The 15,879-nt window shown below is 68.8% G+C and carries 23 protein-coding genes and 2 pseudogenes; all 25 read left to right on the top strand.

Annotation, left to right across the window (positions count from 1 at the left end; all coding sequences use genetic code 11):
• The first annotated feature begins 76 nt into the window (after window positions 1-76).
• The 25 genes and pseudogenes from fusA (at window position 77) to ASG41_RS02465 (ending at window position 15,873) form a co-directional block, all read left to right on the top strand.
• Window positions 77-2,164 (top strand): elongation factor G, encoded by a 2,088-nt coding sequence (gene fusA / locus ASG41_RS02585; RefSeq protein ID WP_056289217.1) that lies wholly within the window; start codon window positions 77-79, stop codon window positions 2,162-2,164.
• 101 nt (window positions 2,165-2,265) lie between these two features.
• Entirely contained in the window at window positions 2,266-3,459 is a 1,194-nt protein-coding gene (tuf, locus tag ASG41_RS02580; protein ID WP_056289215.1) for an elongation factor Tu, read from the top strand.
• Between the two features lie 125 nt (window positions 3,460-3,584).
• Entirely contained in the window at window positions 3,585-3,890 is a 306-nt protein-coding gene (rpsJ, locus tag ASG41_RS02575; RefSeq protein ID WP_014742859.1) for a 30S ribosomal protein S10, read from the top strand.
• 13 nt (window positions 3,891-3,903) lie between these two features.
• A complete protein-coding gene (gene rplC / locus ASG41_RS02570; RefSeq protein ID WP_056289211.1) occupies window positions 3,904-4,569 on the top strand; it encodes a 50S ribosomal protein L3 in 666 nt (221 codons plus the stop codon).
• Window positions 4,566-5,327: a 50S ribosomal protein L4 gene (gene rplD, locus ASG41_RS02565; protein WP_056289206.1), complete on the top strand. Its 762-nt coding sequence runs from the start codon at window positions 4,566-4,568 to the stop codon at window positions 5,325-5,327. Before rplC ends, rplD begins: the two co-directional genes overlap by 4 nt.
• Window positions 5,324-5,626: a 50S ribosomal protein L23 gene (gene rplW, locus ASG41_RS02560; protein WP_014742856.1), complete on the top strand. Its 303-nt coding sequence runs from the start codon at window positions 5,324-5,326 to the stop codon at window positions 5,624-5,626. Before rplD ends, rplW begins: the two co-directional genes overlap by 4 nt.
• A gap of 55 nt (window positions 5,627-5,681) precedes the next feature.
• Entirely contained in the window at window positions 5,682-6,515 is an 834-nt protein-coding gene (gene rplB, locus ASG41_RS02555) for a 50S ribosomal protein L2 (RefSeq protein WP_056289203.1), read from the top strand.
• A gap of 23 nt (window positions 6,516-6,538) precedes the next feature.
• A complete protein-coding gene (rpsS, locus tag ASG41_RS02550) occupies window positions 6,539-6,820 on the top strand; it encodes a 30S ribosomal protein S19 (protein WP_055764633.1) in 282 nt (93 codons plus the stop codon).
• A gap of 20 nt (window positions 6,821-6,840) precedes the next feature.
• A pseudogene (gene rplV / locus ASG41_RS02545) lies at window positions 6,841-7,194 on the top strand (50S ribosomal protein L22); the annotation flags it as partial.
• A gap of 122 nt (window positions 7,195-7,316) precedes the next feature.
• Window positions 7,317-8,237 carry a 30S ribosomal protein S3 gene (rpsC, locus tag ASG41_RS02540; RefSeq protein ID WP_056289193.1) on the top strand — a complete coding sequence of 307 codons (921 nt, stop codon included), beginning with the start codon at window positions 7,317-7,319 and terminating at the stop codon, window positions 8,235-8,237.
• Between the two features lie 3 nt (window positions 8,238-8,240).
• Complete coding sequence (rplP, locus tag ASG41_RS02535) at window positions 8,241-8,657, top strand: 50S ribosomal protein L16 (RefSeq protein WP_056289191.1); 417 nt, start codon at window positions 8,241-8,243, stop codon at window positions 8,655-8,657.
• Complete coding sequence (rpmC, locus tag ASG41_RS02530) at window positions 8,657-8,890, top strand: 50S ribosomal protein L29 (protein ID WP_055765175.1); 234 nt, start codon at window positions 8,657-8,659, stop codon at window positions 8,888-8,890. The genes rplP and rpmC overlap by 1 nt, the downstream gene beginning before the upstream one ends.
• Entirely contained in the window at window positions 8,887-9,186 is a 300-nt protein-coding gene (rpsQ, locus tag ASG41_RS02525; protein ID WP_056289188.1) for a 30S ribosomal protein S17, read from the top strand. Before rpmC ends, rpsQ begins: the two co-directional genes overlap by 4 nt.
• A gap of 205 nt (window positions 9,187-9,391) precedes the next feature.
• A complete protein-coding gene (gene rplN, locus ASG41_RS02520) occupies window positions 9,392-9,760 on the top strand; it encodes a 50S ribosomal protein L14 (RefSeq protein ID WP_014377983.1) in 369 nt (122 codons plus the stop codon).
• A 2-nt stretch (window positions 9,761-9,762) separates the two neighbouring features.
• Window positions 9,763-10,098 (top strand): 50S ribosomal protein L24, encoded by a 336-nt coding sequence (gene rplX / locus ASG41_RS02515; RefSeq protein ID WP_056290210.1) that lies wholly within the window; start codon window positions 9,763-9,765, stop codon window positions 10,096-10,098.
• Between the two features lie 5 nt (window positions 10,099-10,103).
• Window positions 10,104-10,688: a 50S ribosomal protein L5 gene (gene rplE / locus ASG41_RS02510; RefSeq protein WP_056289185.1), complete on the top strand. Its 585-nt coding sequence runs from the start codon at window positions 10,104-10,106 to the stop codon at window positions 10,686-10,688.
• Window positions 10,689-10,707: 19 nt separating this feature from the next.
• Window positions 10,708-10,893: a type Z 30S ribosomal protein S14 gene (locus tag ASG41_RS02505; protein WP_014742845.1), complete on the top strand. Its 186-nt coding sequence runs from the start codon at window positions 10,708-10,710 to the stop codon at window positions 10,891-10,893.
• A 154-nt stretch (window positions 10,894-11,047) separates the two neighbouring features.
• Window positions 11,048-11,458, top strand: coding sequence for a 30S ribosomal protein S8 (gene rpsH / locus ASG41_RS02500; protein WP_056289182.1), 411 nt, complete (start codon window positions 11,048-11,050; stop codon window positions 11,456-11,458).
• 12 nt (window positions 11,459-11,470) lie between these two features.
• Window positions 11,471-12,010 (top strand): 50S ribosomal protein L6, encoded by a 540-nt coding sequence (gene rplF / locus ASG41_RS02495; RefSeq protein WP_056289179.1) that lies wholly within the window; start codon window positions 11,471-11,473, stop codon window positions 12,008-12,010.
• Window positions 12,010-12,426: a 50S ribosomal protein L18 gene (gene rplR, locus ASG41_RS02490; RefSeq protein ID WP_056290207.1), complete on the top strand. Its 417-nt coding sequence runs from the start codon at window positions 12,010-12,012 to the stop codon at window positions 12,424-12,426. The genes rplF and rplR overlap by 1 nt, the downstream gene beginning before the upstream one ends.
• A gap of 181 nt (window positions 12,427-12,607) precedes the next feature.
• Window positions 12,608-13,108 (top strand): annotated as a pseudogene (gene rpsE, locus ASG41_RS02485) (30S ribosomal protein S5); the annotation flags it as partial.
• 1 nt (window position 13,109) lies between these two features.
• Entirely contained in the window at window positions 13,110-13,292 is a 183-nt protein-coding gene (gene rpmD / locus ASG41_RS02480) for a 50S ribosomal protein L30 (RefSeq protein WP_056289172.1), read from the top strand.
• A 19-nt stretch (window positions 13,293-13,311) separates the two neighbouring features.
• A complete protein-coding gene (gene rplO, locus ASG41_RS02475) occupies window positions 13,312-13,749 on the top strand; it encodes a 50S ribosomal protein L15 (protein WP_369799971.1) in 438 nt (145 codons plus the stop codon).
• Between the two features lie 187 nt (window positions 13,750-13,936).
• Entirely contained in the window at window positions 13,937-15,247 is a 1,311-nt protein-coding gene (gene secY, locus ASG41_RS02470) for a preprotein translocase subunit SecY (RefSeq protein WP_056289164.1), read from the top strand.
• A complete protein-coding gene (locus ASG41_RS02465) occupies window positions 15,247-15,873 on the top strand; it encodes an adenylate kinase (RefSeq protein WP_056289161.1) in 627 nt (208 codons plus the stop codon). Before secY ends, ASG41_RS02465 begins: the two co-directional genes overlap by 1 nt.
• The last annotated feature ends 6 nt before the right edge of the window (window positions 15,874-15,879 follow it).

Genomic DNA, 15,879 nt, shown 5'->3' with positions numbered 1-15,879 from the left:
ACCAGCCGCCACCCCGCGGCGCCCCCGGGCAGACCCCCGGGCCCCGCGATCAGGACCCAGAGCAGGAGGAACACCCATGGCCGACCTCGTTAAGACCCGGAACATCGGGATCATGGCGCACATCGACGCCGGCAAGACCACCACCACCGAGCGGATCCTCTTCTACACCGGGATCAACTACAAGATCGGTGAGGTCCACGACGGCGCGGCCACCATGGACTGGATGGAGCAGGAGCAGGAGCGCGGCATCACCATCACGTCCGCCGCGACGAAGTGCACCTGGAACGGCTTCGACATCAACATCATCGACACCCCCGGGCACGTCGACTTCACCGTCGAGGTGGAGCGTTCGCTCCGCGTGCTCGACGGTGCCGTCGCCGTCTACGACGGTGTCGCCGGTGTCGAGCCGCAGACCGAGCAGGTGTGGCGTCAGGCCGAGAAGTACGGCGTCCCGCGCATGTGCTTCGTCAACAAGCTCGACCGCACCGGTGCGAACTTCTTCCGCTGCGTCGACATGATGGTGGAGCGGCTCGCCGCCAACCCGCTGGTCCTGCAGATCCCGATCGGTGCCGAGGGCGACTTCATCGGTGTCGTCGACCTGGTCGAGATGCGCGCTCTCACGTGGCGTGGTGAGACCAAGCTCGGTGAGGACTACGCCGTCGAGGAGATCCCGGCGGAGCTGGCCGACCAGGCCGCCGAGTACCGGACCAAGTTCCTCGAGAACCTGGCCGACTTCCACGACGACATCATGGAGTCCTACCTCGGTGGTGAGGAGATCTCCGTCGCGACCCTCAAGGCCGCGATCCGGAAGTCCACCATCGCCGGCGAGGTCAACCCGGTCGTCACCGGCTCGGCGTTCAAGAACAAGGGCGTCCAGCCCATGCTCGACGCCGTCACCGACTACCTCCCCAGCCCGCTGGACGTCGAGGCGATCGTCGGCACCGCGCTGGACGGCGAGACCGAGGTCCTGCGTCACGCCGACGAGACCGAGCCCTTCTCGGCTCTGGCTTTCAAGATCCAGACCGACCAGCACCTGGGCAAGCTGACCTACATCCGCGTGTACTCCGGGCGCCTCGACGCCGGGTCCCCGGTGCTGAACAGCACCAAGGACCGCAAGGAGCGGGTCGGCAAGATCTACCAGATGCACGCCAACAAGCGTGAAGAGCGTGCGGGCGTCGGCGCCGGCGAGATCGTCGCCGTCAACGGCATGAAGGGCACGACCACCGGTGACACCCTCTGCGACCCGCAGAAGCCCGTCATCCTCGAGTCGATGACCTTCCCCGCGCCGGTCATCTCGGTGGCCATCGAGCCGAAGACCAAGAGCGACCAGGAGAAGCTGGGCACGGCGATCCAGAAGCTCGCCGAGGAGGACCCCACCTTCCAGGTCCGCCTGGACGAGGAGACCGGTCAGACGGTCATCTCCGGCATGGGCGAGCTCCACCTGGAGATCCTGGTCGACCGCATGCGGCGTGAGTTCAACGTCGAGGCCAACGTGGGCAAGCCCCAGGTCGCCTACCGCGAGACCATCCGCGGCACGGTCGAGCGCTACGACTACACGCACAAGAAGCAGACCGGTGGTTCCGGCCAGTTCGCGAAGGTGCAGATCGCCCTGCAGCCCCTCGTCATGAGCGGTGACTCGGCGACCTACGAGTTCGAGAACAAGGTCACCGGTGGCCGCATCCCCCGCGAGTACATCCCCTCGGTGGACGCCGGCATGCAGGACGCCATGCAGTACGGCATCCTCGCCGGCTACCCCATGGTCGGGGTCAAGGCCACGCTGCTCGACGGCGCGTACCACGAGGTCGACTCCTCGGAGATGGCCTTCAAGATCGCCGGGTCGATCGCCTTCAAGGAGGCGGCCCGCAAGGCCAACCCCGCGCTGCTCGAGCCGATGATGGCCGTCGAGGTCGTCACGCCCGAGGAGAACATGGGCGACGTCATCGGCGACCTCAACTCCCGCCGCGGCACCATCCAGGCGATGGAGGAGCGTTCCGGCGCCCGCGTCGTGAAGGCCCTGGTCCCGCTGTCGGAGATGTTCGGCTACGTGGGAGACCTGCGCAGCCGCACCCAGGGACGGGCGAGCTACACCATGGTGTTTGACACCTACGCTGAGGTCCCGTCGAACGTCGCCAAGGAGATCATCGCCAAGGCGACCGGAGAGTGACCGGGCCGGGCCGCAGCTCCTAGGCGGCCCGACCCAGCGGGCGCCCGCCCGCACCCCAGACTCAGCAGCTGACTGCGAATCACACTTCAGAGAGGAACCCAGTGGCCAAGGCCAAGTTCGAGCGGACCAAGCCGCACGTCAACATCGGCACCATCGGGCACATCGACCACGGGAAGACGACGCTCACCGCGGCGATCACCAAGGTCCTGCACGACAAGTACCCGAACCTCAACGAGGCGTCTGCGTTCGACCAGATCGACAAGGCGCCCGAGGAGAAGGCGCGTGGGATCACGATCTCCATCGCCCACGTCGAGTACCAGACCGAGAACCGCCACTACGCGCACGTCGACTGCCCCGGGCACGCCGACTACATCAAGAACATGATCACCGGTGCCGCGCAGATGGACGGCGCGATCCTGGTGGTCGCGGCGACCGACGGCCCCATGCCGCAGACCAAGGAGCACGTGCTCCTGGCCCGCCAGGTGGGTGTCCCCTACATCGTCGTCGCGCTGAACAAGTCCGACATGGTCGACGACGAGGAGATCCTGGAGCTCGTCGAGCTCGAGGTCCGCGAGCTGCTCTCCGAGTACGAGTTCCCGGGCGACGACCTCCCGGTCGTGCGCGTCTCGGCGCTGAAGGCGCTCGAGGGCGACGCCGAGTGGGGCGACAAGCTCATGGAGCTCATGGACGCTGTCGACAGCTCCATCCCCGAGCCCGAGCGTGAGATCGACAAGCCGTTCCTCATGCCCGTCGAGGACGTCTTCACCATCACCGGCCGCGGCACCGTCGTGACCGGTCGTGTGGAGCGCGGCATCGTCAAGGTCTCCGAGGAGATCGAGATCGTCGGCATCCGCCCGACCTCGTCGAAGACGACCGTCACCGGCGTCGAGATGTTCCGCAAGCTGCTCGACCAGGGCCAGGCCGGCGACAACGTGGGCCTGCTGCTGCGTGGTATCAAGCGCGAGGACGTCGAGCGCGGCCAGGTCGTCGTCAAGCCCGGCTCGATCACCCCGCACACCAACTTCGAGGGTTCGGTCTACATCCTCTCGAAGGACGAGGGCGGTCGTCACACGCCGTTCTTCAACAACTACCGTCCCCAGTTCTACTTCCGGACGACGGACGTCACCGGCGTGGTCACGCTGCCCTCGGGCACCGAGATGGTCATGCCCGGCGACAACACCGAGATGTCGGTCGAGCTGATCCAGCCGATCGCCATGGAGGAGGGCCTGCGCTTCGCCATCCGCGAGGGTGGCCGCACCGTCGGCGCCGGCCGGGTCGTGAAGATCAACCAGTAGTCCCCCGGTGGGTGGCGGCCCCGACTGGCCGCCACCCACCACCCCGGGTCGTCCCGGGAACCCCCGGGTCAACCGACCCAGTACGTCTTCCAGCAACACCCGATCGGCAGGAGCGAGACAAGGCGATGGCGGGACAGAAGATCCGCATCCGGCTGAAGGCATACGACCACGAGGCCATCGATGCCTCGGCGCGTCGCATCGTGGACACGGTGACGAAGACCGGAGCGCGCGTCGTCGGCCCGGTGCCGCTGCCGACCGAGAAGAACGTGTACTGCGTCATCCGCTCGCCGCACAAGTACAAGGACTCGCGCGAGCACTTCGAGATGCGTACGCACAAGCGGCTCATCGACATCCTCGACCCGACGCCGAAGACGGTCGACGCGCTCATGCGCATCGACCTGCCGGCCTCGGTCGACGTCAACATCCAGTAGGGGCACCGAGACAATGGCGAGCACATTCCGTGGTCTCCTCGGCGAGAAGCTGGGGATGACCCAGGTCTTCGACGAGAACAACCGCATCGTGCCGGTCACCGTGGTCAAGGCGGGCCCGTGCGTGGTCACCCAGGTGCGCACGCCCGAGGTGGACGGCTACTCGGCCGTCCAGATCGGGTTCGGCGCGATCGACCCCCGCAAGGTGAACAAGCCCGAAGGCGGGCACTTCGCCAAGGCGGGCGTCACGCCGCGACGGCACCTGGTCGAGCTGCGCACGAAGGACGCTGCTGACTACACGGTCGGCCAGGAGCTGACCGCTGACGTCCTCGCCGGTCTGGCGACGGTCGACGTGATCGGCAAGAGCAAGGGCAAGGGCACCGCCGGTGTCATGAAGCGCCACGGGTTCAAGGGCCTGGGCGCAGGACACGGCGTCCAGCGCAAGCACCGGTCGCCCGGCTCGATCGGTGGCTGTGCCACCCCGGGTCGTGTCTTCAAGGGCATGCGCATGGCCGGTCGGATGGGTGCGGTCACCACGACCACCCTGTCCCTCAAGGTGCACAAGGTGGACGCGGAGAAGGGACTGGTCCTGATCAAGGGCGCCGTCCCGGGCCCGCGCGGTGGGTTGCTGCTCGTCCGCTCCGCGGTCAAGGGCGGCGCCGTGGGGAGTGACGCGAAGTGACCATCACGACGACCGAGCGGACCGACCGGACCGTCGACGTCCGGACGCCGGCCGGCGAGAAGTCGGGCACGGCCACGCTGCCGGGCGCGCTCTTCGACGCCAACGCCAACGTCTCGCTGATGCACCAGGTGGTGGTGGCCCAGCTGGCTGCCGCCCGCCAGGGCACGCACGCGACGAAGACCCGCGCCCAGGTCAGTGGTACCGGTGCCAAGCCGTACCGCCAGAAGGGCACCGGCCGCGCCCGTCAGGGCTCGTTGCGCGCCCCGCAGTTCGAGGGTGGTGGTGTGTCGCACGGCCCGCAGCCGCGCAACTACGACCAGAAGACCCCCAAGAAGATGAAGGCCGCCGCCCTGCGCGGTGCCCTCTCCGACCGGGCCCGTGAGGACCGCGTGCACGTCGTGTCCGCGTTCGTCGAGGGTGACGCGCCCTCGACCAAGGCCGCTCTGGCCGCGCTGAACACGATCAGCACCGCCAAGCGGGTGCTCGTCGTGCTCGACCGCGACGACGTCCTCAACTGGGTGAGCCTGCGCAACGTGCCGCACGTGCACCTCATCGAGGCCGGCCAGCTGAACACCTACGACGTGCTGTGTGCCGACGAGGTGGTCTTCACCGAGACCGCACTCGCCGAGTACGTGGCCGGTCCCGCCAAGGGCGGACGGGGCCGCGCGAGCAGCTCCGAGCTGCCCGACCTCGAGACCCACGAGATCGACAGCGAGGTGCCGTCCGTGGCACCCGCGACCACCGAGGAGAAGGCATGAGCGTCCGCGACCCCCGGGACGTCCTGCTGTCCCCGGTCATCTCGGAGAAGAGCTACGGGCTGCTCGACGAGAACAAGTACACGTTCATCGTCCGCCCGGACGCGAACAAGACGCAGATCAAGATCGCTGTGCAGCAGGTCTTCAACGTGAAGGTCCTCGCCGTCAACACGATCAACCGGCAGGGCAAGCGGAAGCGCTCCAAGGGCGCCGTGATGGGCAAGCGCAAGGACACCAAGCGCGCCATCGTCTCCGTGGCCCCTGGCGACCGCATCGAGCTGTTCGGCGGCCCGGGCGCCTGACGGCGTCCGCGGACCAGCGACTGCACCGAGACCAGACAGGGACTGAGTAGGAACCATGGCCATCCGTAAGTACAAGCCGACGACGCCGGGCCGCCGCGGCTCGTCCGTCGCCGACTTCGCCGAGGTCACCCGCGACCACCCCGAGAAGTCGCTGGTCCGCCCGCTGCACGGCCGGGGCGGCCGCAACGTCCACGGCCGCGTCACCGCGCGTCACCAGGGTGGCGGGCACAAGCGTGCCTACCGCCTCATCGACTTCCGTCGGGCCGACAAGGACGGTGTGCCGGCCAAGGTCGCGCACATCGAGTACGACCCGAACCGCACCTCGCGCATCGCGCTGCTGCACTTCGCAGACGGCGAGAAGCGCTACATCATCGCCCCGGCGAAGCTCAAGCAGGGCGACCTGGTCGAGTGCGGCCCCAACGCCGACATCAAGCCCGGCAACAACCTGCCGCTGCGCAACATCCCGGTCGGCACCGTGGTCCACGCCATCGAGCTGCGTCCCGGTGGCGGGGCCAAGATCGCCCGCTCGGCCGGCACGAGCGTCCAGCTGGTGGCCCGCGAGGGCCGCTTCGCCCAGCTGCGGATGCCCTCGGGCGAGATCCGCAACGTGGACGTCCGCTGCCGCGCCTCCATCGGCGAGGTCGGCAACGCCGAGCAGTCGAACATCAACTGGGGCAAGGCCGGCCGCATGCGGTGGAAGGGCAAGCGCCCCACCGTCCGTGGTGTCGCCATGAACCCGGTCGACCACCCGCACGGTGGTGGTGAGGGGAAGACCTCCGGTGGACGCCACCCGGTCAACCCCAAGGGCAAGCCGGAGGGCCGTACGCGCAAGCGCAAGGCCTCCGACGCGATGATCGTGCGCCGCCGGCGCGCGAACAAGAAGCGCTGAGCGGGTAGAGGAGCCGACAGACAATGCCACGCAGCCTGAAGAAGGGCCCGTTCGTCGACGACCACCTGCTCGCCAAGGTGGACGCCCAGAACGAGAAGGGCACCAAGAACGTCATCCGCACCTGGTCGCGGCGTTCGACGATCATCCCCGACATGCTCGGCCACACCATGGCCGTGCACGACGGGCGCAAGCACGTCCCGGTCTTCGTGACCGAGGCGATGGTCGGGCACAAGCTCGGCGAGTTCGCGCCCACCCGCACCTTCCGCGGGCACGTCAAGGACGACCGCCGGTCGCGGCGCGGCTGAGCGGACGAGGAGAACCTGAGATGACTTCCCAGCTGGGGACCGACGCACCGGTCGCCCGGGCCACGGCCCGGTTCGTCCGCGTCACCCCGATGAAGGCGCGTCGCGTGATCGACATGATCCGCTACCTGCCCACAGACGAGGCGCTCGCGCTGCTGCGCTTCGCCCCGCAGACGGCCAGCGAGCCCGTGGCCAAGGTCGTCGCCTCGGCGGTGGCCAACGCCGAGCACAACCTGCAGCTCGACCCGGCCGCGCTGGTCGTCAGCGCCGCCTACGTCGACGAGGGCCCGACGCTCAAGCGGATCCGTCCGCGGGCCCAGGGTCGCGCCTTCCGCATCAACAAGCGGACCGCGCACATCACCGTCGAGGTCAGTGAGGTCGCCTCGAGCGCCGAGCTGGCCCTGCGGTCCCGCAAGGCCCGCCGTCAGACCGGCCAGACCGGCCCGGCCACCCAGACCGGGCAGCCGACGCAGTCCAACTCGAAGGGAGGGACCCGCTAGTGGGTCAGAAGGTCAACCCGCACGGGTTCCGCCTGGGCATCACCACGGACTACAAGTCCCGCTGGTTCGCCGACAAGCAGTACGCGGAGTACGTCAAGGAAGACGTCGCCATCCGCAAGCTGATGGGCAAGGGCATGGAGCGCGCCGGCATCTCGAAGGTCGAGATCGAGCGCACCCGTGACCGCGTCCGCGTCGACATCCACACCGCCCGCCCGGGCATCGTCATCGGGCGTCGTGGCGCCGAGGCCGACCGCATCCGCGGCGAGCTGGAGAAGCTCACCGGCAAGCAGGTGCAGCTGAACATCCTCGAGGTGAAGAACCCCGAGTCCGACGCGCAGCTGGTCGCCCAGGGCGTCGCCGAGCAGCTCTCCAGCCGTGTCAGCTTCCGTCGTGCGATGCGCAAGGCCATGCAGTCGGCCCAGCGCAGCCCGCAGGTCAAGGGCATCCGGGTCCAGTGCTCCGGGCGTCTGGGCGGCACGGAGATGAGCCGGTCGGAGTTCTACCGCGAGGGTCGTGTGCCGCTGCACACGCTGCGCGCGAACATCGACTACGGCATCTACGAGGCCCGCACGACCTTCGGACGGATCGGCGTCAAGGTCTGGATCTACAAGGGTGACGCGAGCGGCTCCCGGGCCGAGCGCGAGGCCCTGCAGGCCCTGGCCCAGCGCCAGGAGCGTCGCGAGCGGGCCCAGCGTCCGCGCCGGTCGGGTTCGACCGGCACCACCGCCGGTGGCACCGAGGCCGGCCGCGCTGCGGCCGCCCCGGGCACCGGTGCCCCTGAGCAGCCCGCCGAGGACGCCGCCGTCACCACGGTGGAGCCCACGGTCGAGGCCGCTCCCGCGCAGAGCGTCGGCGAGGCCGTCGGCGCCGAGGGCACCGCGACCGCGCAGGCCGCGGGTGCCGAGACCACGGAGGGCTGACAGATGCTGATCCCGCGTCGCGTCAAGCACCGCAAGCAGCACCGTCCCGACCGCACTGGTCGGGCCAAGGGCGGCACCGCGATCAACTTCGGCGAGTACGCGATCCAGGCTCTCGAGCCCGCCTACGTGACGAACCGTCAGATCGAGTCCGCTCGTATCGCCATGACCCGCCACATCAAGCGTGGCGGCAAGGTCTGGATCTCCATCTACCCGGACCGTCCGCTGACGAAGAAGCCCGCCGAGACCCGCATGGGTTCGGGCAAGGGCTCGCCCGAGTGGTGGGTCGCCAACGTGAAGCCCGGCCGCATCATGTTCGAGCTGTCCGGTGTCGACGAGCCCATCGCCCGCGAGGCGATGCGCCGCGCCATCCACAAGCTCCCCATGAAGTGCCGCTTCATCACCCGTGAAGGAGAGGTGTGATGGCTGCCGGCCTCACTGCCCCGGAGCTCCGTGAGCTCTCGGTGGACGAGCTCGCCACGCGTCTGCGTGAGTCGAGGGAAGAGCTGTTCAACCTGAGGTTCCAGGTGGCCACCGGCCAGCTGGACAACAACCGGCGACTGCAGACCGTCCGCCGCGACATCGCCCGGATCTACACGATCATGCGCGAGCGCGAGCTGGGTCTGTCGGTCGCACCGAGCGAGGGTGTGGCATGAGCGAGACCACCAACGAGGCCGTCGCCTCGGGTCCCGGCCTGGCCGGGCGCGGCTACCGCAAGGTCCGTGAGGGCCTGGTCGTCAGCGACAAGATGGACAAGACCATCGTCGTCGAGGTCGAGGACCGCGTGAAGCACGCGCTCTACGGCAAGGTGCTGCGCCGTACCAGCAAGCTCAAGGCGCACGACGAGGCGAACACCGCCGGCATCGGCGACCGTGTCCAGATCATGGAGACGCGCCCCACCTCGGCCACCAAGCGCTGGCGCCTGGTGTCCGTCGTGGAGAAGGCCAAGTAAGAACCAGTCCGTCGCGGCCACGACCCCGGTGATGACCGGGGGAGTGGCCGCGCGTACTCTGGACGACTGGCGCACCTGAGGGTGTGCCCCATCCGGGACCTGACGGCCGGCGGCGAGAGCCGCCGGCTGTCGCACGTGAGTCCCGACCGCCGCTTCACCACCAGGACCCGGCGGTCACCGAGCAGACAGATTCAGGAGCAGAGCTGTGATCCAGCAGGAGTCGCGACTGCGCGTCGCCGACAACACCGGTGCCAAGGAGATCTTGTGCATCCGTGTTCTCGGCGGCTCGGGTAGGCGCTACGCGGGCATCGGCGACGTGATCGTCGGCACCGTGAAGGACGCCCTCCCGGGCGCAGGCGTCAAGAAGGGCGACGTCGTCAAGGCCGTCATCGTCCGGACCGTGAAGGAGCGTCGTCGTCCCGACGGCTCGTACATCCGGTTCGACGAGAACGCAGCCGTCATCATCCGCGACAGCGGCGACCCGCGTGGGACCCGCATCTTCGGGCCCGTCGGTCGTGAGCTTCGCGACAAGCGCTTCATGCGGATCATCTCGCTCGCCCCGGAGGTGTTGTGACCATGGCTGAGAAGACCCCGTCTCTCAAGGTCAAGAAGGGCGACCAGGTCGTCGTCCTGTCCGGCAAGGACAAGGGGGCGAAGGGCCGCGTCATCGCCGCCTTCCCCAAGACCGGCAAGGTGCTCGTGGAGGGCATCGGCCGCGTCAAGAAGCACACCCGCGTGAGCACCAGTCAGCGCGGCGCCCAGTCGGGCGGGATCGTGACGCAGGAGGCCGCCATCCACGTGAGCAACGTGATGGTCATCGACTCCGATGGCACCCCGACCCGCATCGGCCACCGCAAGGACGAGGACGGACGCAGCATCCGGGTCTCGAAGCGTTCCGGTAAGGACCTCTGATCACCATGAGTGCACCCACCCGTGAGCTGCCCCGGCTGCTCGCCCACTACCGCTCGGACATCGCGCCGGCGCTGATGAGCGAGTTCGGCTACAGCAACGTCATGCAGATCCCCGGTCTGACGAAGATCGTCGTCAACATGGGCGTCGGCGAGGCCACCCGCGACGCGAAGCTGATGGACGGTGCGGTCCGCGACCTCACCGCCATCACCGGCCAGAAGCCGGCCGTCGTCCGGGCCCGCAAGTCCATCGCCCAGTTCAAGCTGCGCGAGGGCATGCCCATCGGCGCGAAGGTCACCCTCCGGGGCGACCGCATGTGGGAGTTCCTGGACCGGCTGCTGAGCCTGGCCCTGCCCCGCATCCGCGACTTCCGTGGCCTGTCCTCGACCCAGTTCGACGGACACGGCAACTACACGTTCGGCCTGACCGAACAGTCGATGTTCCGCGAGATCGACGTCGACCGGATCGACCGCCCGCGTGGCATGGACATCACGCTGGTCACCACCGCCACGAACGACGAGGAGGGTCGCGAGCTGCTCAGCCTCCTGGGCTTCCCCTTCGCCGGCCGGCCCGTCGTGCAGACGACCCGCTGACCCGGGACGAGGAGACACCATGGCCAAGAAGGCGCTCGTCAACAAGGCGGCTCGTACGCCCAAGTTCAAGGTGCGGGGTTACACCCGTTGCCAGCGTTGCGGTCGTCCGCACGCGGTCTTCCGCAAGTTCGGCCTGTGCCGGATCTGCGTCCGGGAGATGGCCCACGCGGGCGAGCTGCCCGGCGTGACCAAGTCCAGCTGGTGACCTGACCGGTGCCGGGCCCGCCTCGTGCGGGCCCGGCACCGGAGCCGGTCCGGGCACCCGTCCGGACGGCACCGCACCTCCCCTGCACCACCGATCGCCGAGAGGCCCGCGCGAGACGCGTGCGGAACCGCGGTGAGAGAGGCACGACCGACACATGACGATGACCGACCCGATCGCGGACATGCTCACGCGGATCCGCAACGCCAACTCGGCGTACCACGACGCAGCGGCCATGCCCTCGTCGAAGCTGAAGACCAAGGTCGCCGAGATCCTCCAGCAGGAGGGCTACATCGCCGGCTGGAAGGTCAACGACGTCGAGAAGGACGGCCAGACCCGCAAGGAGCTGGTGGTCGACCTGAAGTACGGCCCCAACCGTGAGCGCAGCATCGCCGGTGTCCGGCGCGTGTCGAAGCCCGGTCTGCGGGTCTACGCGAAGTCCACCGCACTGCCCAAGGTGCTCGGCGGCCTCGGGGTGGCGATCATCTCCACCTCGACCGGTCTGCTGACCGACAAGCAGGCGAACAAGAAGGGCGTGGGTGGGGAAGTCCTCGCCTACGTCTGGTAAGGGGAGCTCGAGATGTCACGGATCGGACGACTCCCGGTCACGGTGCCCGGTGGGGTCGACGTCGCGATCGACGGCCGCACGGTGAACGTGAAGGGCCCCAAGGGCGCACTGAGCCACACGGTGGCCCAGCCCATCTTCGTCGAGAAGAGCGACGACGGTGCGCTGCTCGTGCAGCGCCCCGACGACGAGCGTGAGAGCCGTGCGCTGCACGGTCTGTCCCGCACTCTGATCGCCAACATGATCACCGGCGTCACCGAGGGGTACTCCAAGACCCTCGAGATCGTCGGCGTCGGCTACCGCGTGCAGGCCCGCGGCTCGGACCTCGAGTTCGCGCTCGGCTTCAGCCACCCGGTGCTCATCAAGGCCCCCGAGGGGATCACCTTCACCGTCGAGGCCCCGACCCGTTTCCGGGTCGCCGGCATCGACAAGCAGCTGGTCGGCGAGGTCTCCGCCAAGATCCGCAAGCTCCGCAAGCCCGACCCGTACAAGGGCAAGGGCGTGCGGTACCAGGGCGAGGTCATCAAGCGCAAGGTCGGGAAGACGGGCAAGTGATGGCACAGACACAGACCAACGAGAAGGCGTCCCGGGTGCACAAGCCCGTGGGCACCGACGCCAGCACCGCGCGTCGCACCTCGCGACTGCGCCGACACAACCGGCTCCGCAAGCGCGTCGCCGGTACCGCCGAGCGTCCGCGCCTGGTGGTCAAGCGCAGCTCGCGCCACGTGCATGTGCAGGTCGTGGACGACACCCAGGGGCGCACCCTGGTGCACGCCTCCACGATGGACGCCAGCCTGAAGGGCGCTGCGGGCGACAAGTCCGCCCTCGCCCGTCAGGTCGGCGCGCTGGTGGCCGACCGCGCCAAGGCCGCGGGGATCACCGCCGTCGTCTTCGACCGTGGTGGCAACCGGTACGCCGGCCGCCTCGCGGCGCTGGCCGACGGTGCCCGCGAGGGCGGGCTGGACTTCTGATGACTGACACGAAGATCGAGAGGGACCTCTGATGCCAGGACCACAGCGACGCGGCGGTGGTGCCGGTGGCGCCGGCGGCGGACAGGGCGGCCAGGGCGGTCAGGGCGGCAACGACCGCCGCGACCGTCGTGACGGCGGGGGCCGCGGCCCCGGCGGCCCGGCCGAGAAGAGCCAGTTCCTCGAGCGGGTCGTGGCCATCAACCGTGTGTCCAAGGTCGTCAAGGGTGGTCGTCGCTTCAGCTTCACCGCCCTGGTGATCGTGGGCGACGGCGACGGCACCGTGGGTGTCGGCTACGGCAAGGCCAAGGAGGTGCCCGCGGCGATCGCCAAGGGCGTCGAGGAGGCCAAGAAGCACTTCTACCGGGTGCCTCGCATCGCCAGCACCATCCCGCACCCCGTGCAGGGTGAGGCGGCGGCCGGTGTCGTGCTGCTCAAGCCGGCCAGCCCCGGTACCGGCGTCATCGCCGGTGGCCCGGTGCGTGCCGTGCTGGAGTGTGCCGGGATCCACGACGTGCTCTCCAAGAGCCTCGGGTCCTCGAATCCGATCAACATCGTGCACGCCACGATGCAGGCCCTGAAGGACCTCGTCCGTCCCGAGGAGATCGCGGCCCGCCGCGGTCTGCCCCTCGAGGACGTCGCGCCGGCCGCCATGCTGCGGGCCCGTGCGGGACAGGGGGCCTGACGTGAGCCAGATCAAGGTCACCCAGACCAAGTCGGCGATCGGGACCAAGCCGAACCAGCGCCAGACGCTGCGTTCGCTGGGTCTCAAGCGGATCAACGACTCCGTCGTGCAGGAGGACCGTCCCGAGATCCGCGGGATGGTCGCGACGGTGCCGCACCTGGTCACCGTCGAAGAGATCAGCTGAGCAGGGGAAGACGATGACTCTGAAGGTCCACCACCTGCGTCCCGCCCCGGGCGCCCACACCAAGAAGACCCGCGTGGGTCGTGGTGAGGGCTCCAAGGGCAAGACGGCCGGTCGCGGCACCAAGGGCTCGGGCGCTCGTGTCCAGGTCTCGGCCCGCTTCGAGGGTGGTCAGACGCCGCTGTTCATGCGTCTGCCCAAGCTCTCCGGCTTCACCCCGCGGAACAAGGTCGTCTTCCAGGTCGTGAACCTGGACAAGATCGCCTCACTGTTCCCGAACGGCGGGTCCGTCAACCCGGACACGCTGGTCGAGGTCGGCGCCGTGCGGCGCGGCCAGCCCGTCAAGGTCCTCGGGACCGGCGAGCTCGGCAGTGTCAATGTCACCGTGCACGCGCACGCCTTCTCCGCCTCCGCGGCTGAGAAGATCGCCGCGGCCGGGGGCAGCACCACCCAGATCTGACCGCCGACGACCCCCGGGGTGCACCTGCGCCCCGGGGGTCGTCTGCTGCCCGGCCCCGCCTCCGGCGGAGACCGGCACCACCGGGACGACGTCGCCGACGTCACGGCAGCCTCCCCTCCGGGGACAGCCCGCCGTCGAGGCCTCCCGGCCCGTTGCTAACCTCACACGACCGACTCGGGGAGGGCACGTGCTGCAGGCGTTCGCCGCGGCGTTCCGGACGCCAGACCTCCGGCGCAAGATCCTGTTCTCCCTGGCGATCATCGCCGTGTACCGGCTGGGCGCCAGCGTCCCCGGTCCCGGTGTCTCCATCGAGGCCATCAACAGCTGTCTGGACCAGGCGCAGGCCTCCGACCAGCGAGACGTCTACTCGCTGGTGAACCTGTTCTCCGGTGGGGCGCTGCTGAGACTGTCGATCTTCGCGCTCGGGATCATGCCGTACATCACGGCCAGCATCATCGTGCAGCTGTTGGTCGTGGTCATCCCACGCTTCGAGCAGCTGAAGAAGGAAGGGCAGTCGGGCCAGCAGAAGCTGACCCAGTACACCCGTTACCTGACCATCGCGCTCGCGGTCCTGCAGAGCACCGGGATCATCGCCCTGGCCCGCAGCGGCCAGCTGTTCCCGAACTGCGCCCAGGACCTCATCCCCTCGGACTCGATCTGGACCACCGTCGTCCTGGTCATCGCCCTCACCGCCGGCACGGCCGTGATCATGTGGCTGGGCGAGCTGCTGACCGAGAAGGGGATCGGCAACGGCATGTCCGTGCTGATCTTCACCTCGATCGCTGCACGCATCCCCGCCGAGGGCGGGTCGATCCTGCAGACCCGCGGTGGCCTGATCTTCGGCCTGGTCTGCGTGCTGGCGCTGGTGGTCATCGCCTCGGTCGTCTACGTCGAGCAGGCGCAGCGGCGCATCCCCGTGCAGTACGCGAAGCGCATGGTCGGTCGCCGGATGTACGGCGGCACGTCGACGTACCTGCCGCTGAAGGTGAACCAGGCCGGTGTCATCCCGGTCATCTTCGCCTCCTCGCTGCTGTACCTCCCGCAGCTCATCAGCCAGCTGCAGGGTGACTCGACGGGCGCGGTGCGACGGTTCTTCGAGAACTACGTCATCAACCAGTCCAGCCCGGTGCACATCGCCATCTACTTCGGGCTGATCGTCTTCTTCACGTACTTCTACGTGTCGATCACGTTCAACCCGGAGGAGCGCGCCGAGGACATGAAGCGCTACGGCGGCTTCATCCCCGGCATCCGTCCGGGCCGGCCCACCGCCGAGTACCTGCAGTACGTGCTCTCCCGGATCACGCTGCCGGGCTCGATCTACCTGGGGCTGGTGGCAGTGTTGCCCAACCTGTTCCTCTCGGTGACCCAAGAGGGGCAGAACCAGAACTTCCCGTTCGGCGGGACCGCGGTGCTGATCATGGTGGGAGTGGGCTTGGAGACGGTGAAGCAGATCGAGACGCAGCTGAACCAGCGCAACTACGAAGGGTTCCTGAAGTAGTGCGCGTCGTCCTGCTGGGGCCGCCCGGCGCGGGCAAGGGCACCCAGGCGCAGATCATCGCCGGTGAGCTCGGCGTCCCGGCCATCTCGACCGGAGACATCTTCCGGGCCAACGTGTCCGGCAAGACCGAGCTCGGCGAGAAGGCCAAGGCCTACATGGACGCCGGCGACCTCGTCCCCGACGAGATCACCGTGGCCATGGTCAGCGACCGGCTGGCCGAGCCCGACGCGAAGGCGGGCTTCCTGCTCGACGGGTTCCCCCGGACGATCGCGCAGGCCGAGCAGCTGCGGGACTCCCTGGTCGACCTGGGGCAGCACCTGGACTGTGTCCTGGAGCTCGTCGTCGAGGAGGACGAGCTGGTGCGCCGCCTGTCGGGTCGCGTCGTGATCGTCGACGGTCAGCCCGTGCAGCGCGGTGACGACAAGCCCGAGACCGTCCGGCACCGGCTGGACGTCTACCGGGAGCAGACCGCTCCGCTGTCGGGTTGGTACCGCCAGGAGGGGCTGCTCGCGACGATCGACGCCATCGGCGAGATCGGCGAGGTCACCGGGCGTGCCCTGGAGGCGCTGCGAGGTGCCGCCGGGTCCGACGACGACGGGACGGCCGGACAGCCCGCACGGCGATGACGGGGG

Origin of the sequence: Modestobacter sp. Leaf380 (assembly GCF_001424485.1) — a bacterium.
Taxonomy (GTDB): domain Bacteria; phylum Actinomycetota; class Actinomycetes; order Mycobacteriales; family Geodermatophilaceae; genus Klenkia.
Note: the sequence above shows the minus strand (reverse complement) of the source record. Positions and strands in the feature narration are given on the sequence as shown.

Bases quoted from the DNA above. Each gene is read 5' to 3' on its own strand.
- fusA (WP_056289217.1), top strand. From the start codon at position 77: ATGGCCGACCTCGTTAAGACCCGGAACATCGGGATCATGGCGCACATC.
- rpsJ (WP_014742859.1), top strand. From the start codon at position 3,585: ATGGCGGGACAGAAGATCCGCATCCGGCTGAAGGCATACGACCACGAG.
- rplC (WP_056289211.1), top strand. From the start codon at position 3,904: ATGGCGAGCACATTCCGTGGTCTCCTCGGCGAGAAGCTGGGGATGACC.
- rplW (WP_014742856.1), top strand. From the start codon at position 5,324: ATGAGCGTCCGCGACCCCCGGGACGTCCTGCTGTCCCCGGTCATCTCG.
- rplB (WP_056289203.1), top strand. From the start codon at position 5,682: ATGGCCATCCGTAAGTACAAGCCGACGACGCCGGGCCGCCGCGGCTCG.
- rpsS (WP_055764633.1), top strand. From the start codon at position 6,539: ATGCCACGCAGCCTGAAGAAGGGCCCGTTCGTCGACGACCACCTGCTC.
- rplP (WP_056289191.1), top strand. From the start codon at position 8,241: ATGCTGATCCCGCGTCGCGTCAAGCACCGCAAGCAGCACCGTCCCGAC.
- rpmC (WP_055765175.1), top strand. From the start codon at position 8,657: ATGGCTGCCGGCCTCACTGCCCCGGAGCTCCGTGAGCTCTCGGTGGAC.
- rpsQ (WP_056289188.1), top strand. From the start codon at position 8,887: ATGAGCGAGACCACCAACGAGGCCGTCGCCTCGGGTCCCGGCCTGGCC.
- rplX (WP_056290210.1), top strand. From the start codon at position 9,763: ATGGCTGAGAAGACCCCGTCTCTCAAGGTCAAGAAGGGCGACCAGGTC.
- rplE (WP_056289185.1), top strand. From the start codon at position 10,104: ATGAGTGCACCCACCCGTGAGCTGCCCCGGCTGCTCGCCCACTACCGC.
- ASG41_RS02505 (WP_014742845.1), top strand. From the start codon at position 10,708: ATGGCCAAGAAGGCGCTCGTCAACAAGGCGGCTCGTACGCCCAAGTTC.
- rpsH (WP_056289182.1), top strand. From the start codon at position 11,048: ATGACGATGACCGACCCGATCGCGGACATGCTCACGCGGATCCGCAAC.
- rplF (WP_056289179.1), top strand. From the start codon at position 11,471: ATGTCACGGATCGGACGACTCCCGGTCACGGTGCCCGGTGGGGTCGAC.
- rplR (WP_056290207.1), top strand. From the start codon at position 12,010: ATGGCACAGACACAGACCAACGAGAAGGCGTCCCGGGTGCACAAGCCC.